The organism is Agrobacterium sp. LEGMi-208b, from assembly GCF_059511785.1.
Map to the genome: position 1 here is coordinate 74,043 of NZ_CM183445.1, position 22,692 is coordinate 96,734.

The window sequence follows — 22,692 nt, forward strand, 5'->3', positions numbered from 1 at the left end:
GAAAGGTATCTGCCTTCCATAAAATGCGACTTTTCGCACGCAATCTGTGTCGTGCCGTTTCACGGATTTCCGTCTTTTACGAGGCGGTGCTCGATATAGTTTTTCACATCGGCGTCCAGCTTTTGCCATTGCGGCAGCAGGGCGGAGGAGAAACGGTAGAACAGGCTGAGATCCTGTCCGGCGTGGATATCCCTCTGACAATCGCTGCCGGTGGCCGCCTGCGGCGTTTGCGGCAGGAGGCAGCGCACCACATAGGCGCTTTCGCCTTCGCGCTCGCCGGTCAATATGACTTCCTTGCCGTAACCGGAATCGGCGCGCAGGCGGTGCAGCAGCAGGCCGTGCTTCAGCGGCACGGGCTCTCCTTCCGTCAGCCTCGAATAGATCGGCCCGAAACGACCGGACATGTCTTCGGACATGGTGCTTTGCGAAAGCTGGATAAAAATCAGCCCCGCCGCCTGCGCGGGATCATCGAAGACGGCGCTATTCGCCTCCTCGTAACCCTTGAGATCAGGCCAGCTCAGGTAGAGGTCGACGCGCTCACGCTCACCGCTGAAGCGCTCGGAAGGTGTCCGCAGGGTGTTTTTCGCGAGCTTCAGCTTGTCGTTGCCGATGGCGATCTCGACCTCCTCGGTCGCCGTCGTATGGCCCGCCTGGAGAATCCGCTCGCCATACCATTTGATGCCGACATTGAGGGCAGCGAGAAAGAGGAGAAGAATTCCGGCGATGAGGGCTGCCCGGAGCATGAGTGACGATGAAAGCAGGGGGTTCCGGTCGTTCATGGGCTTCCATATTCGTTCGGGCCGCCGGATGGTTTCCGGACGGGAAATAGCCGTGCAAAGCTTTAACCTGAGGCGTTCGGCATTGAAATGATGTTTTGCCACTGCTACCTGATACCGAACTAGGCAAAGGACGGCATATGGCAGCGCGCGACAGATATTCCCGGAAGCTCGAATGTTCCAAATGTGGTCATCAGGGTTTTGCCGAGGCATCGGAATCCGATGACAAGAGCCGACGGGACGTCGATTTTCGCATCGATGACATGCCACGAGGATTTCGCGCGGAGCGCGCCTCGGGCGATCCGACGGATTTCATGATCCGCTGCGCCCAGTGCGGCAATATATTCCGTTTTCTGCAGAAAACCGCCTATGCGCCCGGAGGCGAACCGCGCGTAAAGGCCTGAACGGAAGGTGCCGGCATGACTTTACCGCAACAACCTGATAGAGCGCCGCAAAGGCGCAAGCCGATCTGGCCGTGGATCGTGCTGCTGGTGCTGACGCTCTCAGCCATCTATTCCTATAATCGCGCCAATGAGATCATCGCGGAATTGTCAGACACCTTGCCGCCGGCGCTGCTGAATCTGTTCGAGGATATCCTCCGGGGTGACGGCCGGCACGACAATGGCGGACCCGGCATCGGCGTCTGAGGCGAGGGGGATTTTGGAGAGCGGCTGGCCTTTTGGCCGCGCTTCGTCTTCCGTGACCATAAAAGAAAAAAGCCCCGCAAATAGGCGGGGCAGGTTGATCGCTCGGGGAAAGTTGGGCAATGCCCGGGAGCGATGGCTTGATATAAGTGACAATAATGCTGACGCGATAGGCCACTTCTGTCCCAAACAGTACGCTTATGCATAAATTTCGCTCAATCCGCAGATTTTTGAACGATGAGTTCGGTAAATCTGTAAGACAACTTGACAGACTTTCGCTTTATTCTTTGCATTGCCTCGAATTGCACATATTCGCCTTTAACATAACGTGACATGAGCAGACGCATGGATAAATCGGGAATCCTCTTCGTGGCGCTTTTGCTGGTGCTTGTTGCAATCGTTTTGAGCCTGACGTTATTCGATACGGCTCAGCAGGTGCCTTCTATACCTTCAGGTGACGGATCCCTGCTGCCGCCGGCAACGACGCCGGGACAATGATCTGTCAACCGAAGAAGAAGGGTGACGCCGCTCGCCCGGGCGGGATTGACGGCCTTTTTCAAATCGCTATAAAGCCTCACCACCGATGGATGGGTGTCCGAGTGGTTTAAGGAACCGGTCTTGAAAACCGGCGTGCGTGAGAGCGTACCGTGGGTTCGAATCCCACCCCATCTGCCATCACAGCTTCCCGCATGATCCTGTGCCCTCCCGTTTGGCCTTGATTAATATGGGGATTCTGGTTCATACGGCTTCCGGTGGTTCCCGCAAAACACCGTGTTGTCCCGATAAAACCGGGTACGAAGCCGGGTATCGCTTATGCAAGGCGCATTCACCGACGTGACGTTTCAAAAAAACCTTCCATGTCTTCATAATACCGACAACTCACCGCGTCATAAGTCGCAAACCGTAATGCGACCGGCTCGATACTGCACGTGACAAACAGCGTTGATACTATCAACAGCGTTTTTCTGAGACAATTTTCGGGCTTATTGAGTATTAATTCTTTAATATTGAGCTTTGTTATTCTTTAGGTTATTGAATCTATCAATATTGAGATATTTCTGAATATACATATGAATATATTTTCAGTCTTTGGTGCTATTTTCTGTGTGGCAATCGGTAGTAACTGGTCGGACGTGCGGGCTGCCGAGATGGTAACGATACGCGCCGGTGGCGATGCGTCATCGTGCGGTCGGATTGGTGGAGACTTGGCGATGGCGACGTCGGAGACCACAAATCTTGAATATACGGAATTCCTGAATACGGTGGCCGCCATAGACGATCCCCATGGGCTGTATTCACCGATGATGGAAAAGCATTTCTGGGGAGGGATATCGAGAAAAGGCGAGCGCGGCAGCTTCAGATACGCGCCAAAATCCGGATATGCTGACCTGCCGGTTACTTTTGTTAGTTGGTACTCCGCCGTAAGATATGCGAACTGGATGCATTACGGCAAGCCGTTGAAACCTGCCGGTCTTGGCGTGACGGAAGGGAATGCCTCCAATGGCGCGTATGATACCGCGACATGGGTGAGAAACAGGGATGCGCAATATTGGCTGCCGAATTGTGCGGAGTGGCGTCAGGCTGCTTTCTTCGATCCGGCCGAAAACAAGCAGCGCCGATATGTCACCGGACATGAACTGCCGCCCTCCGGTATCGGGCCATCGTCGGCCAATTACTTCGACGGCCGTTGGGCAGTGTCGTTCCCGCATCTGATCCCGGCAAAGGACTCTGGCACGGCCCGATCGGCGAGCGGAACGCTGGGACAGGCAGGCAATGTTCTGGAATGGGTGGAAGACCTGACCGGTGGTCAGCGCATGGCGCTGGGGGGATCGTTGTTGCTGCCTGCCGCGGCGCTCAAATCCGAATATGTGGATATGGAATATCCTGATGTGACCATTTCCAGCATCGGCTTTCGTGTCGCGTCGCGGCTTGTCCCATCGCCCCAAGGCTTCGTCGATCTTCCTGAGGTTCCGTTCAAACAGTATGATTTTGTCCGTGTCGGCGACAAGGGAAATCCGGTCGATAAGAGAACAGGCCGGGGTCGCGTCGAATATGATTTCGACATTGGAAAATACGAGTTGTCCAATCGCGAATATGCGGAGTTTCTGAATGCGGTCGCGCGCGAAGGTGACGCTTACGGTCTCTTCAAGGTCGATATGCAGACCGGCGTTGTCGGCGGCCTGGAGAAAATATCCGAAGGCGGCAAAGCCACCTATAGATCGAAGCCGGGTTGGGAGAAACGGCCGGTAACCTATATCTCCTGGTTCGATCTCGCCCGTATGGCAAACTGGCTGCACTACGGCCGCCCCGCAGTCGGTAGGCAGGAGCTTGGCACGACGGAGGGAGACGGAGAGACTGGCGCCTATGATACCCGCGCGTTTCCCACCCCAAAGGCCTCATTCGACAGCGCCAGCTTGCCCTCTCGAAACCTCGGCGCCAGATTTTTTATTCCGAGCGACGACGAGTGGTACAAGGCGGCTTATTACAATGCTGAGCATCGTCGATATTTCAAATATCCAACGAAGTCAGACACGCCACCGAAGCCCGCGTCGGCGCAAATGCCTGCCGGAGCCAACTATACCCTGCTCGACCAGCTTGGCGAGGGCATGCCTTATTTTGTCAGCGAGGTGGACGCCTTTGCAGCGTCGGAAAGTTATTACGGCACGCGCCAGCAAGGCGGTAACGTCTGGGAATGGATCGAAGACTGGAGAAGCAAAGGTGAGGGCGGATGCTGGCGGTGCGATGAGTGGACCAAGGGCATGAGAGGCGGTTCGTTCAACTATACCGAAATCGGACTTTCCGCTGAGAACCTCGACCCCGGCGCCCCGGAACTCGGCCTTTTTGTTTATGGCGCGAGGCTGGCCCGTATCGAGGAAGGGTGGCGACCCGTGTCGCCTTCGCTTCTTACACTCATTATCGATACGTTAAGCGAGCAAATGGCGAGGCTCAAATCCCGTCCCGCATACCTCGCCTTGACGAGCTTCCTTGCGGGATTTGTTTCGCTCGGCCCGGCGTATTTTGCGATCGCTTACGTCAGACGCACAGCCGCGAGGTAATTTAAGCGGTGCACATTGTTCTCGCGGGACGTCTCCCACAAAGCATTGACCATGGCGGACACACAGTCCGGAAATTGAAAAAAAATCAAACACCAGATGTCTTCCTGACACCGGTGTCCGGTTTGGAACCAGTTTAGCAGCGCGTAAGGAAAAACCCGCCTCGCGGCGGGTTCCATGCTTCTGATCCAATCAGATTTCCGGGCAGCCCCGTTCATTGGCGAAGGTGATGCGATCCGGTCCCCGGCGCGTGAAGCCTTCGACCACGACGCGGCCCGGAGTGACACGCACGACCTCGGGATCGCGCAGGCCGGCCTCACGGGCGGCGGCGCGGGCTTCGCGTTCGCTGCAGCCGCGCATGCGGGGCGGGCCGCGGCGGTCTACGTCCCGGTCACGGTCGCGGATGACGGGGCGAACGCCGTCGGGGCCGATTCTGAGCTCCATATCCTGTGCGCCTGCGGCGATCGGTGCGGCGAAGGATGCCAGGGCGATGCCGATCGCCAGACCTGTGGTTTTCATAAGCTTGATCATATTTCCTCCCTCAGCCGAAACCGGCGGAAAGCTCGTTTGTTTGCGGGGAGAGAACGCGGTCGCCGTCCGTTTGTTCCTTTAAGGGGCCGTCGGAAAGAGCGGGTGAGGCGGGTAAATCCGGTCTGGCAACCGGGCTCAAAAGATAGAAATCATTAACCACGTTCGTTACAATTTTATCGAATTTGCAGAAGTCGTTCGCATTTTCGCCACGTTATGCACAAGATTAAGCGACTGTTAGGTGCTTCGATGGCAGGGGCAAATAATCGAGGCAAGTGAGGGTGCGGTTCTCCGAGCCAATAGCAGCGTGGGGCAGACGATTTGAATTCTACGGTCAAGAAACTCGGCGTCAACGCCAGGTCGGGCGTGAAGTGGCTTGCAATTTCCGTGCTTTGCGCCGCGACCGCATCGTGTTCCACGACGTCCGAGACCAAGCCTAAGCCCAAGCGCAGCAAGGAATATTTTTCCGAATCCGAATATGGCGTCAAAGCCAGCCCGCGCGTGGCCGATGGCAAAAGCATTCCCAAGGGCGGCGGGCGCGAGCTGATCGGAAATGCCTATACCGTCAAGGGCCGCCGTTATTTCCCGAAGGAAGAGCCGGGTTACAACAAGACCGGTCTTGCTTCGTGGTACGGTTCCGCCTTCCATGGCCGCCTGACCGCCAATGGCGAAGTCTACGACAAAGAACATCTTTCTGCCGCACATCCGACATTTCCCCTGCCGAGCTATGCACGCATTACCAATATGGAAAATGGCGCGTCGGTTCTGGTGCGCGTCAACGATCGCGGACCGTTCCATGAAGGCCGCCTGATCGACGTTTCCAGCAAGACGGCCGATCTTCTCGATATGAAGGCGACAGGCACGGCCAATGTTCGCGTGCAATATGCCGGCCGCGCTCCGCTCGATGGCCACGACATGCCTTATCTGATGGCCTCCTATATTCCGAAGGGTTCGCGTTCGCCGGGTGTAGCGCCGGAAGGGCAGATCGCCACGGGCGTGATGGTGGCTTCGGCCTCACCGAATTTCGTTCCGGCTCCCGCGTCCAACCCGAATTATGGCGGCTCCGCCCAGACGGCGCTCGTCGGTTCCAAGAGGAATGCGGCGCTTCAGGCCATGCCGCTCGTCAATGGGCCGGCGCCGGCTTTCGAACAATTCGCGATCCTGCCGGAAATCGGGCCTATCCTGGCGGAGCGTCCGGAAGGCAACTTTATGCGTGAGCCGGCAGCACCCGGCGGCAATTATCTGCGCGTGCCGACGCCGTCTTCCAAATTTGCAGCGGCCTATTCCGAAGAATCGGCTACGGTTTCCAGGACTGCGAGCGCCTTTGACAGCGTGCTCGTCGACCGTGGTGCGCTCAACGAGCAATCGATACTCGCCCATGTGAAGCGTCAGCAGGCAAAGTCGCGCTGACGGATTGAAGGATACGGCCGGCCTCTCGCCTTTATCGCGGGCAGCCGGTTACGGCAGGCAGGACTGGGCGGTTTCATGCGCAAGGCCATTCATCGCTCCTATTGTTCGGTCGTTACAGCGGCAGCGCTTGCGTTTTTTTGCGCAGGCCCGGCGCAATCACAGACAGCTCCCTTCATCGCAAAGGCCGAACAGGCCTATATGATCGATGCCGAAACAGGCACGGTGCTTCTTTCGCAAAATGAAAATCAGCCTTTTCCGCCGGCGTCGCTCGCCAAGCTGATGACGGTGGAGGTGGTGCTGGATGCGCTGTCCAAGGGGCAGGTGACGGCCGAGACCGCCTATCCCGTTTCGGAATATGCCTGGCGCACGGGCGGCGCGCCATCGCGCACCTCGACCATGTTCGCGGCGCTGAAATCCTCCGTCAGCATCAACGATCTTCTGACCGGTATCGTCGTGCAGAACGCCAATGATGGCTGCATCATCGTTGCCGAAGGCATGGCGGGTTCGGATGCCGCCTTCGCCAAGCGCATGACGGTGCGGGCGGGCGAACTCGGCATGAGCCACAGCACCTTCACCAATTCCACGGGGCTTCCCGATCCCGGCAACCAGACGACCGCGAGTGACATGGTGCGTCTTGCGCAACATCTGCGCGACACCTATCCCGAGCGTTACGGGCTTTTCACCAAGCCGGATTTCGAATGGAACCGGATTTTCCAGCGCAACAAGAATACGCTCCTGATGCCGGGCAGCGGCATCGATGGTCTAGGACTGGGTTTTGCCGAAGGCAGCGGTTTTGCCGCCGTCGTTTCGGCAGAGCGCGAAGGCCGCCGGGTCTATCTGGCGCTTGCCGGCATCGTGGACGACAAGACGCGGCAGGAAGAAGCCCGCCGGGTGGTGGACTGGGGCCTGACGGCCTTTGAAAAACGCCATCTCTTCAGCAAGGACGAAGCGGTCGGGTCGGTCAGCGTCTATGGCGGCGATGTCTCGCATATCGATCTTTCGCCAAAGGAAGATGTCAGCGTGCTGGTGCCGGTCAATAATCCGGATCGTATTTCCGGCCGCATCGTCTATCGCTGGCCGCTGAATGCGCCGCTGGATATCGGTGCAAATGCCGGAACGCTCAAGATTTTTTCGGGCGAGCGCCTTTTGCGGGAAGTTCCGCTCTATACGAAGGCGGCGGTGGGCAAGGGGTCGCTTAGCCAGAATGCTGCAGGCGCGTTGAAGGAACTGCTGCTGTTCTGGCTGTGAAAGCCTGCCCCGCGCACCGTCCTGTTCCTATGCTTTTGTTCAGTCACCGGTTTTTCTGAAAAGCGCTTCACACATTTCGCTTCGATGCTGTAAACAGGCATTTCGAATTTCAGGAAACCCGTGCAGGACGTGACATTGGCCGAAAAGACCGGATTGTTCATCAGCTTCGAAGGCGGCGAAGGCGCCGGCAAGTCGACGCAGATTCGCACCCTTGCCGAGGCGCTTCGCGGCCGTGGTTTCGAGGTGGTCGTGACGCGCGAGCCGGGTGGCTCGCCGGGTGCGGAGGCCGTTCGGCATGTTCTCCTCTCGGGTGCGGCGGAATCCTTCGGCGTGCGTATGGAGGCGATCCTGTTTGCGGCGGCGCGCAACGACCATGTCGAGGAGGTCATTCGCCCGGCGCTTGCGCGTGGTGAGATCGTGCTTTGCGACCGGTTTCTCGATTCGTCCCGTGTCTATCAAGGAACGACCGGCAATCTGGAGCCGGAATTCATTGAGACGCTGCAAAGAATCGCCATCGATGGCGTCGTGCCGGAGCTGACGCTGATCTTCGATATCGCCGCCGAAAAGGGGCTGGCCCGTGCCAGAAAGCGTGCGGATGAGGGTGCCGCGCCCGACCGGTTCGAGAAAGAGGAAATCGAGACCCACGAGAAGCGGCGTGAGGCCTATCTGGACATTGCACTCGCCGAGCCCCGTCGTTGTCGCATCGTCAATGCCGACCAGCCGGAAGGAAAAGTGGCGGAGGATGTCATGTCCTTCGTTGAGCCCTTGCTCGAACAGCTGGGAACTGCGGCGGGCAGGGCATATGAGTGAGGTTCAGGGCGTTCTCGACGGCGCGATCGCGCCGCAACAGAACACGACGCTTTTCGGTCATGAAGAGGCGGAAGCCTTCCTCGCGCAATCCTATCGCTCCGGCAAGGGGCATCATGCCATTCTGATCGAGGGGCCGGAGGGGATCGGCAAGGCGACGCTTGCCTTCCGTTTCGCCAATCATGTGCTGAGCCATCCCGATCCCGCATCCGCGCCGGATTTTTTCGCCGATCCCGATCCGCAATCGCTGGTCAGCCGGCAGATCACCGCCGGCGCCTCGCATAATCTCCTGCATCTGACCCGGCCGGTGGATGAAAAGACCGGTCGCGTGAAATCCGCCATTACGGTGGATGAGGTGCGGCGGGCAGGGCACTTCTTTTCGCAGACATCGGGCACCGGCAACTGGCGTATCGTCATCATCGACCCCGCCGACGATCTCAATCGCAATGCCGCCAATGCCATCCTGAAAATACTGGAGGAGCCGCCGAAGCGGGCGATGTTCCTCGTCCTGTCACATGCGCCGGGAAAATTGCTGCCGACCATCCGCTCGCGCTGCATGCCGCTCAGGCTCCTGCCGCTTTCCGATGCGGCCATGGTGCAGGCGCTCGATCATCTCGGCATCAGCCCCGAAGGGGAAAAACGCGACTCCCTGCTTGCCGCCTCGAAAGGCAGTGTCGCGCAGGCGTTGAAGCTGATGAACTACGGTGGTTCCGACATTGTCGAGGCCTTTGCCGAGGTCATGGGTGCCGAAGGGCCGGGTGCGCGCAAGCAGATGCACAAGCTTGCCGAGGTTCTGGCGCAGAAGGACGGCGACATTGTTCTCAGTTTCTTCATGGAGCATGTGACGGAAGAGCTGATGGCGCGGGCGCGGGCGGCGGCCATGGCCGGCGATATCGCGGCGGCGGAAAAACATGCGCGGCTTTCTTCCACGCTTTCGGAACGCATCAGCGTGGCGCAGGCCTACAATCTCGACAAGAAGCAGATGGTGCTTTCCATTCTTGAGGATATCCGTTCGGTTTAGGCGCCGGGGTATGAATCATACCCAAAATGGGGAAGTTGTTGTTTCGCTGCTGCGAACAATGGTTTAAGAGCGGTCTATCCAAAAAACAGCCTGTAAAGTCGATAGACCGTCATGACAGACAAGACACCATTCTACATCACCACCGCGATCTCCTATCCCAACGGCAAGCCGCATATCGGCCATGCCTATGAGTTGATTGCGACGGACGCCATGGCACGCTTTCAGCGCCTGGATGGAATGGATGTTTTCTTCCTGACGGGCACCGACGAACATGGCCAGAAGATGCAGCAGACGGCGCGGGCGGAAGGCATTTCGCCGGAAGAACTGGCTGAGCGCAATTCCGACCAGTTCCGCGCGATGGGCAAGCTGCTCAACGCTTCGAACGACGATTTCATCCGCACCACGGAAGAGCGTCACCACGAGACGTCGCGCAATATCTGGAACCTGATGGCCGATAGCGGCGACATCTACAAGGACAGCTATGCAGGCTGGTATTCCGTGCGTGACGAGGCCTATTACGCCGAGGACGAGACGGAAGTGCGCGCCGACGGTGTCCGTTACGGGCCGCAGGGCACGCCGGTCGAGTGGGTGGAGGAGGAAAGTTACTTCTTCAAGCTTTCCGAATATCAGGACAGGCTGCTGAAGCTCTATGAGGAGAACCCGGAGTTCATCGGTCCGGCAGAACGCCGTAACGAAATCATCTCCTTCGTGAAATCCGGCCTGAAGGACCTGTCGATTTCGCGCACCACCTTCGACTGGGGCATCAAGGTTCCAAACGATCCGAAACATGTCATGTATGTCTGGGTCGATGCCTTGACCAACTACATCACCGCCACGGGTTACATCGAAGACAGGAACGGCCCGCGCGCGAAGTACTGGCCTGCCGACGTGCATATCATCGGCAAGGACATCATCCGTTTCCATGCCGTCTACTGGCCGGCCTTCCTGATGAGCGCCAAGCTGCCATTGCCCAAGCGGGTCTATGCGCATGGCTTCCTGCTCAACAAGGGCGAGAAGATGTCGAAGTCGCTCGGCAATGTCGTCGATCCGGCCAATCTGGTGAACCATTTCGGTCTCGATCAGGTGCGTTACTTCTTCCTGCGCGAAGTCTCCTTCGGCCAGGATGGCAGCTATAGCGAAGAGGGCATCGCCACCCGCATCAATGCCGATCTTGCCAATGGCATCGGCAATCTCGCCAGCCGTTCGCTGTCGATGATCGTCAAGAATTGCGACGGCCAGATCCCGACACCCGGTGAGTTCAACGAAGAAGACAAGGCGATGCTTGGCTCCGCCGATGGGCTGCTGGCGCTCTGCCGCGAGGAAATGGGCAAGCAGCTCATCCACCGCGCGCTTGCGGCGATCATTGCCGTCGTCTCGGAAACCGACCGTTATTTTGCTTCGCAGGAGCCGTGGGCGCTGAAGAAGACCGATCCCGAGCGCATGGGCACCGTGCTCTACGTCACGGCCGAAGTGGTGCGCCAGATCGGCATTCTCCTGCAGCCCTTCATGCCCGAATCCTGCGAAAAGCTGCTCGATCTCGTCGCGGCACCTGCCGACAAACGTGATTTCGCGGCTTTGGGCGAGGCGGGCCGTCTGGTTCCGGGCACGCCGCTGGAAGCACCGAAGCCGGTCTTCCCGCGTTACGTCGCACCGGAAGCGTGAAGGCGACAATCATGCTGATCGATACGCATTGCCATCTGGATTTTCCCGATTTCGAGGCTGAGCGCGACGATATCATCGCCCGCGCCCATGCTTCGGGTGTGAGCCAGATGGTGACGATCTCGACGCGGGTGCGTCGCCTGCCCGAACTTTTGAAGATCACGGAAAAATATCCGTCGGTCTTCTGCTCGGTCGGTACACATCCCAACAATGCCGACGAGGAACTGGATATTTCCGCGGACGAGCTTGTGCGGCTGGCCGAGAGCCATGACAAGATCGTGGCGATCGGCGAGGCGGGTCTGGATTATTTTTACGACACACAGAAGCCGGAAGACCAGAAGACCGGTCTCATTCGCCATATCGAGGCCGCAAGAAGAACCAAGCTGCCGCTTGTCATCCACAGCCGCAGCGCCGATGACGATATGGCATCGATCCTGCGCGCCGAAAGCGCAAAGGGGGCATTCCCCTTCATTCTGCATTGCTTCTCTGCTGGTCCCGAGTTGGCGAAAACCGGTGTCGAGCTTGGCGGTTATGTTTCCTTTTCCGGCATTCTGACCTTCCCGAAATCGCAGGATATCCGCGATATCGCCGCCACCGTGCCGCTGGACCGGCTGCTGGTGGAGACGGATGCGCCTTATCTTGCGCCGAAGCGCTGGCGCGGCAAACGCAACGAGCCCTCCTATGTGGTGAATACCGCGGAGGTTCTCGCCGAGCTGCATGGCGTTTCCTTCGAGCGCATGGCCGAAATCACCACCGAAAATGCCTTCCGCTGCTTTTCGAAGATGACAAGGGTGTAGGCGTGGCCACTTACCGTCGCCGCTTCACGGTTCTCGGTTGCGCGTCGTCGCCTGGCGTGCCGCGCATCAACGGCGACTGGGGCGCCTGCGACCCTGATAACCCGAAGAACCGGCGCACCCGCACCGCCTTCATGGTGGAGCAGATTGGTCCGGATGGCGGCAAGACCACCGTCGTCATCGATACCGGTCCGGACTTTCGCGAGCAGATGATCGCTGCGAAGGTGGAGGCGGTGGATGCCGTTCTTTACACCCACGCCCATGCCGACCATCTGCACGGTATCGACGATCTGCGCATCTATTTCGCCCTTCAGCAAAACCGCATTCCGATCTATGCCGATCCCGTCACCATGGCGCGCATAAAGGACGGTTTCGCCTATTGCCTGGAGACCCCGCCGGGCAGCAGCTATCCGCCCATCGTCGAACCGCGGATCATCGCCGATATCGACGCGGCCCTGATCGTCGATGGGGCAGGCGGGCCGATCCCGTTCAACGTGCACATGCAGCAGCATGGCGATGTGCACTCGCTCGGCTTCCGCATTGGTGACGTGGCCTATTGCACCGATGTCAGCGATTTTCCGGCTGAAAGCCTGCCGAAGCTCGCCGGTCTCGATGTCCTCGTCATCGATGCGCTGCAGCACCGTTATCATCCCAGCCATCTGTCGCTGGAACAGGCGCTCGGCTGGATCGAGAGATTCGCACCCAAATGGGCGATCTTGACCCACATGCATATTCCGCTCGATTATGACACGGTGATGCGTGAAACGCCTGATCATGTTGAACCGGCTTATGATCAGATGCGTTTCGAGATCGAGTTCGAAGCGCTCTGACTATGTCTGACGCCGCCTGAAAAAGGAACAGCATGTCGACCAGGCCTTTCCGTGCACCCAGTATGGCGAGCTTCTTCGACAATCTGCGCGCCAGTCGCCTGCGGGCGATGTTCCGGCGCGGCGAACTGGGACTGGTGATCCTTGCCGTCTTCATCGGCATTGCGGCGGGCCTTCTGGTGGCGCTGATCGGGGCTCTTAGCACCGCGCTGCATGTGCTGGTTTTCGGGGTCGAGCGGCTGAGTAGCAGCAATCTTTCCGGACGGATCGTGCTCGCCGGCCCGATCATCGGCGGCATCGTGCTAGGTCTGATCATCTTCATCCTCTCGAAGACCCGCAAGAAGCCCATGGTCGACCCCATCGAGGCGAATGCGCTGCATGGCGGCCGCCTGTCGCTGACGGACAGCATCATCGTCTGCGTGCAGAATATCGTTTCCAACGGTTTTGGCGCGTCCGTCGGGCTGGAGGCCGGTTATACGCAGATCGCCAGCGGCGTCGCCTCGAAGATCGGCATCAAGCTGAAGCTGAGGCGAGGGGACATGCGTATCCTTGTCGGCTGCGGCGCTGCGGGCGCTATTGCGGCCGCCTTCAATGCGCCTCTGACAGGGGCGTTCTATGCGATAGAACTCATCATCGGCACCTATACCGTGGTGACGCTTGCGCCGCTTATCGTCTCGGCGCTGGTGGCGACGACGGTCATCGGTATTATCGGCGGCCATGGCATCTCGATCGATATTGTCGATGCCAGCCGTGTGACGCCTGCCGATTATGTGCCCGCCATCTTTCTCGGTGTCGTATGTGCGGCCATCGGCATCGTGCTGATGCAGGCGGTGTCCTTTATCGAAGAAACCGCACGCAAAAGCGCCATTCCGGGCTGGCTGCGTCCTGCCATCGGCGGCGTGGCGGTGGGCGGGCTTGCGCTGATTTCACCGCAGGTGCTGTCGAGCGGCCATGGCGCGCTGCATCTCAATATCGATGCCGAACTGACGATATACGGGTTGGCCGGGCTGTTCCTGCTGAAGGCGGCGGCCAGCGCCATTTCCATCGGCTCGAATTTTCGCGGTGGCCTGTTTTTCGCGTCGCTGTTCATGGGATCGCTGCTCGGCAAGATTTTCGCGCTCTGCGCACCCTATATCGGCTATGGGTCGACAGCACCTATCGTCTACGCCGTGATTGGCATGAGCGCCTTTGCCGCCGCCATCATCGGCGGCCCGCTGACGATGACGTTTCTGGCGCTGGAACTGACAGGCGACTTCCAGATCACGGCCCTGGTGCTGGCTGCCGTCATCACCACTTCGCTCGTGGTGCGCACCACCTTCGGTTACTCCTTCGCCACCTGGCGTTTCCACCTGCGTGGCGAGAGCATTCGCAGCGCCCACGATATCGGCTGGATCCGCGACCTGACGGTCGGCAAGATGATGCGTGCCGATATCCGCAAGGCCACTGTCAGCATGGGGCTTCCGGCCTTCAAGGAAAAGTTCCCGCTCGGTTCGACGCAACGGGTGATCATGACCCATGATGACGGGCGTTATGCCGGCATCGTCCTCGTGCCGGAAATCTACGCCGACCCGATGGATCGCGATCCCAGCAAGATCAGTCTCGAAACCTATCTGCAGTACAAGAATGACGTGCTGCTGCCGACCATGAACGCCCGGCAGGCGGCAGCCGCCTTCGATGCAGCGGAAAGCGAGGCGCTGGTGGTCGTCAATGACAAGATCGAAAACCGGCCTGTTGGATTGCTCACCGAAAGCCACACGCTGAGGCGCTATAGCGAAGAGCTGGATTTGAGACGCCGGGAGGCGTCGGGTGAATTTTGAGGTGACATTAGAATATCGGTTTTACTAATTGATATTGATATATTTTTATAAAACAGGCGTAGCCATTATGTCGGACAAGGAGAAACCTTCACCCATTCTGCCGACCACGAGGGTATGAGAAATAGCCGCGCAAATCCAGAACCATATCAGCAAATAAGTTCCATAATCTATCTTATGCGATTATCGTTTGTAGCCGCAAAGTTAGAATGTCCTGTTTCTGCAAAGTTGGAATGTCACTCTCCCCGGGTCTGAGCGATGCCTGGGAGATTGCGGATGGGATTGATTACGATGAGCGAGCGCGACCTGCAAAGAATCGAGGTGCTGTCCAAAGTCGTGGATGGCCGCATGAGCATTGTTGCAGCGGCCCATGTACTGGCGATCAGCACGCGCCACGTCCAAAGGTTGGTCGATCGAATTGAGCATACCGGCGCTGGCTCGATCAGACATAAAGCGATCGGTCGACCGTCCAACAATAAAATAGCCAGCGGCGTCCGTGATTACGTTTTGATGCTGGTGCGTGAACGCTACCTTGATTTCGGACCTACGTTCGCGGCCGAGAAGCTTCAGGAAGAGCATGGCGTCACAGTCTCGCGTGAGACGCTGCGCAAATGGATGCGGGATGCCGGCATATGGCTTTCGAGAAAGCAGCGGCGAACGTTTCATCAGCCGCGGTTGCGGCGTGAGGCCTATGGCGAGTTGGTGCAGATCGACGGGTCGGAGCATCGCTGGTTCGAGGATCGTGGTCCGGCCTGCTCTCTACTGGTATTCGTTGACGACGCTACCGGTAAGCTGATGCAGCTCCGGTTTGTTCGATCTGAGAGCGCCTTTACCTACTTCGAGGCATTGGCGCTTTACCTCAAAGAGCATGGCGCACCGATTGCCTTCTATTCCGACAAGCATTCGGTCTTTCGGGTGGCAAAGAAAGACCCCAAGGGCGGCCAAGGCATGACGCAGTTCGGCCGAGCGTTATCAGAGCTGCACATCGAGATCCTCTGCGCCAATTCCAGCCAGGCCAAGGGCCGCGTCGAGCGCATGAACCGAACGCTTCAAGATCGACTCGTCAAAGAATTACGGCTGGCCAAGATCAGCGGCATGGAAGCCGGGAATGCCTTCCTGCCGACATTCATCTCCCAATATAATGATCGTTTTGCGGTGGCCCCTGCCCGTTCCGACAACCTTCATCGACCTGTCAACATGACAGCAAGCAGGTTGAAGGATGTTCTCTGCAAACGTGAGGAGAGATATGTCGGCGCGCAGCTGACATTCTCTTACGAACGTAAACGCATCATGCTCGAAGATAACGACGTCACGCGCGGCTTAGTCGGAAAGTATGTCGAGACGTATGCCTACGCCGATGGTCGCCTGGATATCAGATGGAAAGGTCACTCATTACTTTACAGGACCTTCGACAAGGACCAGAGCGTGACGCATGCGGCGGTCGTAGAGAACAAGCGTCTCGGTGATGTGCTGGCGTACATAAAAGAGCAGCAGGATAGACACCACGTCGGGAAGCCGAAGACCAACAGCACCAAGAATAACTATAAGCCAACAGGTCGCAAACCCGGTCGGCGGACGGATTTCATGAACGATCCCGAAGTCATAGCGAGACGGCAAAACGCTCTCGCCAGAATGGACGCGGCTGAATAAGGGCCGCTATTGGCCCCAAGCGGACTTTAGACCTCGAATGGCATCGGCTGCCATGATCCTCGAAACGGAAAATCGGGTGGGTCAAGTCGCCAAGTTTCGCCGTTCTGAAACTGAATTTCGCGGCAACCGTATTTCAACTGATCGACAGTCAGGCTCTGCGGCTTCTCAATACAGCCGCCGCTGGCGATGACGGCATCCAGCCAGCTACTGAAACGTTCATACTCACCTGGACTTCCGAAGCCGTGAATCTCGAACAGTTCGACGCTCAGGACCAATTGTGTCATGCCCAACATCCTTCTTCCTGTTCTGGATGTTACATCCCGTAACACGGCGTCTGGAAAATAAAAGAAATTTCCGCGAATTGGTCAATGTCTCCTGTTGGCGCGAAGCAGCCGTGATGCTGAGAAAGCTAAAGCCGAAGGGGAGTGTCATCACCCGCCCCCCTCCCTGACCTTGCAACCCGGCCAGCCGGTCCGGTCGGGGGCTGACCGTCAGAGCAAGGAGGCGGTCAGTGTCGCATTTCTAACGGGCTGCGAGAGCGGCAGACGACATTTTAACTTTGTGCAATGCGCGACATTCCAACTTCACCGCCACATCGTTTACAGATTGAAGCCAACTCCCTCACGGAGGTTTGCCCGGCGTATAGTCAAAGGTGGTCTTCCTCTATGTGCGGGATTTTGACGATCTGCTGCATGGCGCGGATTAAACCTCTTCCTGTGGTGTTCTCCTGAGTGCGACTACTCATGAAGGAGCTTGCGCCGTGAAATATTCCCACTCCATCACTCTCCTCATGGTGACATTGGCTTGTACGCCGGTGTCTGCCAATCCATTCTCGTCGGCGGCCGGACGCTATCGTATCGATCCTGCCTCTCACATCCGCTTTTCAATTGCGCAGGTTGCCGGCCCCGGGATCAAGGGCACAATTCCTGATATTTCCGGCCGCTTCGATATCGACCCTGACCAGCCGGCCAGGTCTTACGTGGAAATCAGTCTCAACCCTTCCAGTGTCCAGACCGGGCAAGAACGGGTGGAAAACTTCCTGCGGTCCAGCGCGGTTTTTAATATCGCCGTTTATCCGCAGATCGTGTTTCGCTCCAGCCGCGTGACGCAGGACGGACCGCGCAGCGCGGTGGTTGAAGGCGTATTGACAGCCAGAGGCATATCCAGACCCGAGACGTTTCACGCGACATTCGTTGAACAACAGAAGGGATCCGTCACCTTCCACGTCACCGGCAATGTCGCACGCCTGCCCTATGGCATGGGCGTCGGAGTACCGCTCTATTCGAATACGGTTGCATTCGACATTGATTTGAAGGGCGTCAGATAAAGGCGATGGGGCATCAAAAAATCCGGCGGAGGTGGGATTAAGTGCCGCGGGCGAGTGTTTGTCTAATATGGGGCATATCGTCCGATCCGTTACCCTTCAAAGGACCATCGTCATGCGTGCACATCATTTTGTTCTGGCCGGCGTTGTAGCGCTTGCCGCCACGGCCGCCCTCGCCGAACCATATGCCGGTGGCGCTGTGGTCGAAAAGGCAACGGCCAAGGGCACGATCCTGACTGACGCCAAGGGCATGACCCTCTATACATTCGACAATGATACCAATGGTGCGTCGGTCTGCTATGACGGCTGCGCAAAGAAATGGCCGCCCCTCGCCGCCTCCAGAACCGACAAGGCGGATGGCGACTATAAGCCAATCTCCCGCAAAGATGGTACGATGCAATGGTCGCATGACGGGAAGCCGCTCTATCGCTGGCAGATGGACAGGAAGCCCGGCGATGTCACGGGCGATGGCGTCGGCGGCGTCTGGCACATTGCCAAGGAATAATGTCCATGCCTGACTTTCTGGACGAGATGACGAGCTGCATACCGGCGCTTCGCCGTTACGCGAATGCGCTCACGCACGACCGCGACACGGCTGACGATCTCGTCCAGGACTGTCTGGAAAGAGCCATTCGTAAAAAGGCGCTGTGGAAACCGCAGGGACCGTTGCGTCCGTGGTTGTACCGTGTGCTCGTCAACGTCTACCGCAACAATCTGCGCGGCCGAAATCGCCGGCCCTCGCAAATCCCGATTGACGATGTTGCGGAGCAACTGTTCGTGCCGGCGGCGCAGACGGGCCGGATCGCGCTTGCCGAAATGGCCCGCGCCATTGAAAAACTGTCCGGCGAACATCGCGAGGCCCTGCTCCTCGTCGTCGTCGAAGGCCTGAGCTATGCGGAAGCGGCGGATGTTCTTGAAATTCCGCTGGGCACGCTGATGTCCCGTCTGGGGCGGGCCCGAGCGGCTCTCGCCCGAATGACCCAGGAAGACCAGCCAAATCTCAAGGTGATAAAATGACCGGCAGCGAGCCGCAGATAACCGAAGCCGATCTGATCTCTTATGCCGACGGGCAGCTCGAAGACCGACGGCACGCCGCCGTTCGTACCCACCTCGCCTCAAATCCGGCTGATGCACGCAAGGTGGCGATGTGGCAGCAGCAGAATGCGACGCTGACGGCTCTTTACGGCCCTCTTGATACCGGCGCCCTGCCCGAACGCCTCGATGTATACCGTATAGAGCGGCGTCTGCGGTCGCAGCGCGCCGACTGGCGTAACATGGCGGCGGCATCCATCCTCATTCTGGGCGTTGGGTTGACAGGCGGCTGGTTCGGGCGCGGGCTGGTTTCCCAGGTTACAGAACCCGCCCATTCCATCGTGGCGGATGCAGCGCAGGCGCATAGATTGTTTGCGAGCGAGGTTCTGCATCCCGTCGAAATTCGGGCCGATGCGGAGAATGCTTCCAGCCTGCCGAAATGGCTTTCGAAACGGCTGGATCGCAAACTGAACATTCCCGACCTCACCCGCCATGGTCTGTCCCTTGTCGGTGGCCGGGTTCTTCCCAGTTCGGAAGGCGCCGCCGCCCAGCTGATGTATGAGGATAAAAGCGGACAGCGCATCACTCTTTATATCGTGGCTGCGGCCAATTCGAGCGACACCGCCATGCGCCGCTCCAGCCTCGGTTCGCTGGAGGCCATCTCCTGGGACGACGAAACCATCCGCTGCGCTTTGGTTGGCAACCTGCCATCCGACCGCATGGACGCCATCGCGAAAGACACCTATCAGCAGCTGAGTTAGCCGATGAGATATTTCGAGGATCATTCCGATAGCGCATCGACGCGGGAACGGCTGTGGCGCAATACGTCTACATCCTTCGGATTGGTGGCGATCGCGTTCCACTGGACAATCGCGGTGCTTTTCCTGGCGCAGCTTGCGCTGGGATATCTGATGAGCCGCGATGATATCGACCCGGTTCTTCAGTTCGATCTGTTTCAATATCACAAGTCGATAGGATTTCTGGTGCTGGCCCTCGCCGCGCCGCGTTTCCTGTGGTCGGTTTTCAGCAGAAAGCCGCAAGCTCTTGAAGGTGAAGGGCTGGCATCGAGGTTTGCCGCGCGGGCCGCTCACGCCGCATTGCTGTTCCTGACGCTGGCCGTTCCCCTCGCCGGCTGGGCAGTTGCATCGACCTCTCCTCTGCAAATCCCCAGTTACGTCTTCGACCTCGTGGTCGTGCCGGGATTGCCTCTGATGATTTCCGACCAAGCGGAGGCCTTCTGGAGTAAGGTTCACGCCACCCTCGCCTACCTTGCCGCAGCCATCCTATGTCTTCATGTGGCGGCGGCGTTATGGCATCATTTCATCCGCAAGGATTCGACCCTCCGGCGTATGCTTCCGCATCCGGCAGCCGGAGGTAACAGGCGTAAAATTGGCTCCTCCCGGAAATAAGCACATAAGCCATTGTCATTTAAATATCTGTTTTCGTTTATTTTTACGAAACGTAGTATCCGTCCGGGGCGTCGTTTGAACCGGGAGGAACGGGCAAATCACCTGACGTTGCATAAAAGTCGCATCGCAACGGCTTTCGGCCTCTTCGCCGCGCTGGATGACTCTGTTTCGGAACGATCATTTGTTATTGTCACCGCCGAAGAGCATTGGCGCATCGAGGTAGACTTTGCCTAAGTAAATACCGGTCTCAATCCAGTTTCACCCGTATTGCCGGATAGCCGCAGGCTGTCGGCGTATGATCATGTTCATCGGGTGGTGGCAAGAGACCGGTCTGGCATTGTTACAATGTGCCCTGCGCAGCGCCGCTGTCCCAGCTCTTCACCACCCCAGAACACCGCCACACCGTTCCCGTAAGGGTTTTCTCCTGCACCATCTTGGTGGACTTCCGAATGGAAGACCAAGAGACTATGTGCAACTTACTTCGGGTCCAATGGACCATCACGCCACGAACGGCGCCCCAGCCCTGGATTGCATGCAGCGGATGCGGTGGCTTGAGGGCATTTCAGGCCAGCGGCAAGATCCGGCTCAATGCCAATGGCCGCAAGCTGGATGCCTGGCTCATCTATAGATGCCTGATCTGCGACAAGAGCTGGAACAGGCCGATTTTCGAACGGCAGAATGTCCGGGACATCAGCCCTGCCGTTCTGGAAGCGTTGCAGTCCAACGACCCGCAATGGATAAGGGCGGAGACATTCAACCTCGAAGCCCTGAGACGTAAATCGCAGCGCGTCGACGAGTTTCCCGAATTCGATATCGCGAAACAGATACGGGATGAACCTCCCGACTGGGCCGTGGCGGAGATTGATCTCACGGTTCCCTTTCAGGCCGGCATACGCCTTGACCGTCTGCTGGCGTCTGAACTCGGGCTTTCGCGCTCGATGCTGCAGAAGCTTCAGGATGACGGTTCGCTTCGGGCACAGTCCAACCGTTCCGATCTTTTGCGGCGGCGCGTTAAAAATGGCACCCGGATTGTGATCGAGCGCTGCGACGGCTTCGATCCAGAGCATTTGTGGAAACCCGTGATGGCGGATTTCTAACGGCATGGCGAGGGCCTGAAGGTTCGGGCCCTCGCTTGCGGCATCGTTCAGCCGAAAAACCCCTGCTCCACCTCAGGCGAGCGCCTTCTTCACCGCAGCGAGACCGCGGCGCAGGAATGGATCGGAATGGACGTAGAAGAATTGCACGCCGCGCTCCCGCCAGTGCGGCATCTCATCCAGCGTCGCGAGCGTTCCCGCGATCTTTCCGGCTGCGCGTATCTTGTCGACGGCGATGGCGACCTTCTCCATCACCACATCCGGGCGCGGCTCGCCGAATGGCGGCGCGGGCGGATAGCCCATATCCTGCGAAAGATCGCCGGGGCCGATGAAAAAGACGTCGATCCCCTCGACCGTCAGCATCTCGTCCAGAACGTCGATCGCATCGACGGTCTCGATCATGGCGATGACAAGCCGCTTGTCATAATCGGATGGCAAGGCATAACGCACCGCATCGACAATCGCGCGGGCCTCGTCGGCATTGCCGACCATGGGTACCATGATTCCATCAGCACCGGCATTCAGGTAGCGGATGATGATCGGCCGTTCGTGCGAATGCGGGCGCACGATGGCAGCGCCACCAACGGAGCGCACCACCTGCCCGGTCGCCCGCACATCCTCGAAGCTCCATGTGCCGTGTTCGCAATCGAGGAAGACCGCGTCCGCGCCCAGTTCCACCAGCCGGGCGGAAAGGCCAGACGACGTATGGTGCGGGGTGAACATGCTGATAGCTTCACCCGCCGCAAGACGGGCGCGCAGCTTTGCTCCATTCATGGACGTCTCTCCTCAGTTCTTTTTCGGCATATCCGGCGTATCGTCCGGCGCGCCCACCCAGCGTGCGACTTCGATATCCCTCGACGTGTCACGCATATGGGTCGGGCAGATGTGCAGTTCCGGAATGACCGCGCTTTTGTTCAGGCTGGCGCAGAGCACGATGGCGCGGGCCACGTCATGCGGATCCATCATCACGGCGCGTTCCTCCTTGAGAGGCGGACGCGCGCGGTTGTTCATGATCGGCGTATCCGTCTCGCCTGGCAGAATGGTCGTCGCCCGGATACCCTGGTTGCGATAGGTATTATGCAGGAAGGTCATGAAGTTCTTCACGCCCGCCTTTGCAGCACCGTAAGCCACGCCGCCCAGAAGATTGGGATTGAGGGCAGCGAGCGAGGAGACGGTGATGATGGTGCCCTCGCCCTTTGCGATCATTTCCGGCATCACCGCCTGCGTCAGGTTGAACACGGCCGTCAGATTGACGTTGATGGTGGTGTTCCACTCCTCCTCGCCGATGAAGCGGGCGTTGAGCACCTTGCTGGCGGAACCGGCATTGTTCACCAGAATATCGATGGGACCGACGGCCTCGCCGATCGACTTGACCGTGTCGAAGATCGCTTCGCGCGAGGCGATATCGAGCGTGCGCGCGATGGCCTTGCCCTTCTTCTTCTCGATCAGTTCCGCCACCTCGCGCAGCGGATCGAGGCGGCGTCCGGTCAGAACCACCGTCGCCCCTTCTTTCGCCAGCAGGATTGCGGTTTCGCGGCCGATGCCTGAACCGGCGCCGGTTACCAACGCGATTTTTCCGTTCAGCAGTCCCATGCTCATCTC

General features: G+C 58.4%; 24 protein-coding genes and 1 tRNA gene. 20 read left to right on the top strand and 5 right to left on the bottom strand.

All coding sequences use genetic code 11. The features are described from left to right. Positions 1-59: 59 nt before the first annotated feature. On the bottom strand, positions 60-779 hold the full coding sequence (locus tag AC5YUO_RS00370; protein ID WP_496153870.1) for a hypothetical protein: 720 nt from the start codon (positions 777-779) through the stop codon (positions 60-62). A 137-nt stretch (positions 780-916) separates the two neighbouring features. Between AC5YUO_RS00370 and AC5YUO_RS00375 the strand changes: the two genes are divergently transcribed. The 5 genes from AC5YUO_RS00375 (at position 917) to AC5YUO_RS00395 (ending at position 4,476) form a co-directional block, all read left to right on the top strand. After that, on the top strand, positions 917-1,180 hold the full coding sequence (locus AC5YUO_RS00375; protein ID WP_496153871.1) for a hypothetical protein: 264 nt from the start codon (positions 917-919) through the stop codon (positions 1,178-1,180). Between the two features lie 15 nt (positions 1,181-1,195). After that, positions 1,196-1,423, top strand: coding sequence for a hypothetical protein (locus tag AC5YUO_RS00380; protein WP_400818552.1), 228 nt, complete (start codon positions 1,196-1,198; stop codon positions 1,421-1,423). Between the two features lie 342 nt (positions 1,424-1,765). Beyond that, positions 1,766-1,918, top strand: coding sequence for a hypothetical protein (locus AC5YUO_RS00385; RefSeq protein ID WP_162856850.1), 153 nt, complete (start codon positions 1,766-1,768; stop codon positions 1,916-1,918). 87 nt (positions 1,919-2,005) lie between these two features. Next, a tRNA-Ser gene (locus tag AC5YUO_RS00390) sits at positions 2,006-2,095 on the top strand. Positions 2,096-2,490: 395 nt separating this feature from the next. Further along, positions 2,491-4,476 (top strand): SUMF1/EgtB/PvdO family nonheme iron enzyme, encoded by a 1,986-nt coding sequence (locus AC5YUO_RS00395; RefSeq protein WP_496153872.1) that lies wholly within the window; start codon positions 2,491-2,493, stop codon positions 4,474-4,476. Positions 4,477-4,665: 189 nt separating this feature from the next. Here the strand turns inward: AC5YUO_RS00395 and AC5YUO_RS00400 are convergent, their stop codons facing one another. Further along, a complete protein-coding gene (locus AC5YUO_RS00400; RefSeq protein WP_496153873.1) occupies positions 4,666-5,004 on the bottom strand; it encodes a hypothetical protein in 339 nt (112 codons plus the stop codon). A gap of 318 nt (positions 5,005-5,322) precedes the next feature. Between AC5YUO_RS00400 and AC5YUO_RS00405 the strand changes: the two genes are divergently transcribed. From AC5YUO_RS00405 to AC5YUO_RS00445, 9 genes are all read left to right on the top strand, one after another. Then, positions 5,323-6,411, top strand: a complete 1,089-nt coding sequence (locus tag AC5YUO_RS00405; RefSeq protein WP_496153874.1) for a septal ring lytic transglycosylase RlpA family protein — start codon at positions 5,323-5,325, stop codon at positions 6,409-6,411. A 75-nt stretch (positions 6,412-6,486) separates the two neighbouring features. Next, complete coding sequence (locus AC5YUO_RS00410) at positions 6,487-7,659, top strand: D-alanyl-D-alanine carboxypeptidase family protein (RefSeq protein WP_496153875.1); 1,173 nt, start codon at positions 6,487-6,489, stop codon at positions 7,657-7,659. A 135-nt stretch (positions 7,660-7,794) separates the two neighbouring features. Further along, the gene (gene tmk / locus AC5YUO_RS00415) at positions 7,795-8,469 is read left to right on the top strand and encodes a dTMP kinase (RefSeq protein WP_496153876.1); all 675 of its coding nucleotides are present in this window, start codon (positions 7,795-7,797) and stop codon (positions 8,467-8,469) included. Then, a complete protein-coding gene (locus AC5YUO_RS00420; RefSeq protein ID WP_496153877.1) occupies positions 8,462-9,487 on the top strand; it encodes a DNA polymerase III subunit delta' in 1,026 nt (341 codons plus the stop codon). The genes tmk and AC5YUO_RS00420 overlap by 8 nt, the downstream gene beginning before the upstream one ends. Before the next feature lie 111 nt (positions 9,488-9,598). Beyond that, positions 9,599-11,149 carry a methionine--tRNA ligase gene (metG, locus tag AC5YUO_RS00425; protein ID WP_496153878.1) on the top strand — a complete coding sequence of 517 codons (1,551 nt, stop codon included), beginning with the start codon at positions 9,599-9,601 and terminating at the stop codon, positions 11,147-11,149. Positions 11,150-11,160: 11 nt separating this feature from the next. Continuing rightward, positions 11,161-11,943 carry a TatD family hydrolase gene (locus AC5YUO_RS00430; protein WP_496153879.1) on the top strand — a complete coding sequence of 261 codons (783 nt, stop codon included), beginning with the start codon at positions 11,161-11,163 and terminating at the stop codon, positions 11,941-11,943. Positions 11,944-11,945: 2 nt separating this feature from the next. After that, positions 11,946-12,770, top strand: a complete 825-nt coding sequence (locus AC5YUO_RS00435) for an MBL fold metallo-hydrolase (RefSeq protein WP_496153880.1) — start codon at positions 11,946-11,948, stop codon at positions 12,768-12,770. Between the two features lie 32 nt (positions 12,771-12,802). Continuing rightward, positions 12,803-14,584, top strand: a complete 1,782-nt coding sequence (locus AC5YUO_RS00440; protein ID WP_496153881.1) for a chloride channel protein — start codon at positions 12,803-12,805, stop codon at positions 14,582-14,584. A 273-nt stretch (positions 14,585-14,857) separates the two neighbouring features. Continuing rightward, positions 14,858-16,231, top strand: coding sequence for an ISNCY family transposase (locus tag AC5YUO_RS00445; RefSeq protein WP_496153882.1), 1,374 nt, complete (start codon positions 14,858-14,860; stop codon positions 16,229-16,231). 26 nt (positions 16,232-16,257) lie between these two features. Here the strand turns inward: AC5YUO_RS00445 and AC5YUO_RS00450 are convergent, their stop codons facing one another. Continuing rightward, positions 16,258-16,515, bottom strand: coding sequence for a hypothetical protein (locus AC5YUO_RS00450; RefSeq protein ID WP_496153883.1), 258 nt, complete (start codon positions 16,513-16,515; stop codon positions 16,258-16,260). Positions 16,516-16,991: 476 nt separating this feature from the next. Between AC5YUO_RS00450 and AC5YUO_RS00455 the strand changes: the two genes are divergently transcribed. The 6 genes from AC5YUO_RS00455 (at position 16,992) to AC5YUO_RS00480 (ending at position 21,093) form a co-directional block, all read left to right on the top strand. Further along, a complete protein-coding gene (locus tag AC5YUO_RS00455) occupies positions 16,992-17,558 on the top strand; it encodes a YceI family protein (protein WP_400818614.1) in 567 nt (188 codons plus the stop codon). Positions 17,559-17,670: 112 nt separating this feature from the next. Then, complete coding sequence (locus AC5YUO_RS00460) at positions 17,671-18,060, top strand: COG4315 family predicted lipoprotein (protein WP_496153884.1); 390 nt, start codon at positions 17,671-17,673, stop codon at positions 18,058-18,060. 5 nt (positions 18,061-18,065) lie between these two features. Continuing rightward, on the top strand, positions 18,066-18,572 hold the full coding sequence (locus AC5YUO_RS00465; protein ID WP_496153885.1) for a sigma-70 family RNA polymerase sigma factor: 507 nt from the start codon (positions 18,066-18,068) through the stop codon (positions 18,570-18,572). Continuing rightward, positions 18,569-19,348: an anti-sigma factor family protein gene (locus AC5YUO_RS00470; RefSeq protein WP_496153886.1), complete on the top strand. Its 780-nt coding sequence runs from the start codon at positions 18,569-18,571 to the stop codon at positions 19,346-19,348. Before AC5YUO_RS00465 ends, AC5YUO_RS00470 begins: the two co-directional genes overlap by 4 nt. Positions 19,349-19,351: 3 nt before the next feature. Continuing rightward, positions 19,352-19,996, top strand: coding sequence for a cytochrome b (locus AC5YUO_RS00475; protein WP_496153887.1), 645 nt, complete (start codon positions 19,352-19,354; stop codon positions 19,994-19,996). 347 nt (positions 19,997-20,343) lie between these two features. Next, positions 20,344-21,093: a DUF1062 domain-containing protein gene (locus AC5YUO_RS00480; RefSeq protein WP_496153888.1), complete on the top strand. Its 750-nt coding sequence runs from the start codon at positions 20,344-20,346 to the stop codon at positions 21,091-21,093. 72 nt (positions 21,094-21,165) lie between these two features. Here the strand turns inward: AC5YUO_RS00480 and AC5YUO_RS00485 are convergent, their stop codons facing one another. Together AC5YUO_RS00485 and AC5YUO_RS00490 are read right to left on the bottom strand one after the other, a co-directional pair. Continuing rightward, complete coding sequence (locus AC5YUO_RS00485) at positions 21,166-21,864, bottom strand: HpcH/HpaI aldolase family protein (protein ID WP_496153889.1); 699 nt, start codon at positions 21,862-21,864, stop codon at positions 21,166-21,168. 12 nt (positions 21,865-21,876) lie between these two features. Then, a complete protein-coding gene (locus AC5YUO_RS00490; protein WP_496153890.1) occupies positions 21,877-22,683 on the bottom strand; it encodes an SDR family oxidoreductase in 807 nt (268 codons plus the stop codon). Between the last annotated feature and the right edge of the window lie 9 nt (positions 22,684-22,692).

What these genes read in the sequence shown, in the direction of transcription:
- AC5YUO_RS00370 (WP_496153870.1), bottom strand. Translation starts at nt 779, where the DNA reads ATGAACGACCGGAACCCCCTGCTTTCATCGTCACTCATGCTCCGGGCA.
- AC5YUO_RS00375 (WP_496153871.1), top strand. Translation starts at nt 917, where the DNA reads ATGGCAGCGCGCGACAGATATTCCCGGAAGCTCGAATGTTCCAAATGT.
- AC5YUO_RS00380 (WP_400818552.1), top strand. Translation starts at nt 1,196, where the DNA reads ATGACTTTACCGCAACAACCTGATAGAGCGCCGCAAAGGCGCAAGCCG.
- AC5YUO_RS00385 (WP_162856850.1), top strand. Translation starts at nt 1,766, where the DNA reads ATGGATAAATCGGGAATCCTCTTCGTGGCGCTTTTGCTGGTGCTTGTT.
- AC5YUO_RS00395 (WP_496153872.1), top strand. Translation starts at nt 2,491, where the DNA reads ATGAATATATTTTCAGTCTTTGGTGCTATTTTCTGTGTGGCAATCGGT.
- AC5YUO_RS00400 (WP_496153873.1), bottom strand. Translation starts at nt 5,004, where the DNA reads ATGATCAAGCTTATGAAAACCACAGGTCTGGCGATCGGCATCGCCCTG.
- AC5YUO_RS00410 (WP_496153875.1), top strand. Translation starts at nt 6,487, where the DNA reads ATGCGCAAGGCCATTCATCGCTCCTATTGTTCGGTCGTTACAGCGGCA.
- AC5YUO_RS00420 (WP_496153877.1), top strand. Translation starts at nt 8,462, where the DNA reads ATGAGTGAGGTTCAGGGCGTTCTCGACGGCGCGATCGCGCCGCAACAG.
- metG (WP_496153878.1), top strand. Translation starts at nt 9,599, where the DNA reads ATGACAGACAAGACACCATTCTACATCACCACCGCGATCTCCTATCCC.
- AC5YUO_RS00430 (WP_496153879.1), top strand. Translation starts at nt 11,161, where the DNA reads ATGCTGATCGATACGCATTGCCATCTGGATTTTCCCGATTTCGAGGCT.
- AC5YUO_RS00440 (WP_496153881.1), top strand. Translation starts at nt 12,803, where the DNA reads ATGTCGACCAGGCCTTTCCGTGCACCCAGTATGGCGAGCTTCTTCGAC.
- AC5YUO_RS00445 (WP_496153882.1), top strand. Translation starts at nt 14,858, where the DNA reads ATGGGATTGATTACGATGAGCGAGCGCGACCTGCAAAGAATCGAGGTG.
- AC5YUO_RS00450 (WP_496153883.1), bottom strand. Translation starts at nt 16,515, where the DNA reads ATGACACAATTGGTCCTGAGCGTCGAACTGTTCGAGATTCACGGCTTC.
- AC5YUO_RS00460 (WP_496153884.1), top strand. Translation starts at nt 17,671, where the DNA reads ATGCGTGCACATCATTTTGTTCTGGCCGGCGTTGTAGCGCTTGCCGCC.
- AC5YUO_RS00465 (WP_496153885.1), top strand. Translation starts at nt 18,066, where the DNA reads ATGCCTGACTTTCTGGACGAGATGACGAGCTGCATACCGGCGCTTCGC.
- AC5YUO_RS00470 (WP_496153886.1), top strand. Translation starts at nt 18,569, where the DNA reads ATGACCGGCAGCGAGCCGCAGATAACCGAAGCCGATCTGATCTCTTAT.
- AC5YUO_RS00475 (WP_496153887.1), top strand. Translation starts at nt 19,352, where the DNA reads ATGAGATATTTCGAGGATCATTCCGATAGCGCATCGACGCGGGAACGG.
- AC5YUO_RS00485 (WP_496153889.1), bottom strand. Translation starts at nt 21,864, where the DNA reads ATGAATGGAGCAAAGCTGCGCGCCCGTCTTGCGGCGGGTGAAGCTATC.
- AC5YUO_RS00490 (WP_496153890.1), bottom strand. Translation starts at nt 22,683, where the DNA reads ATGGGACTGCTGAACGGAAAAATCGCGTTGGTAACCGGCGCCGGTTCA.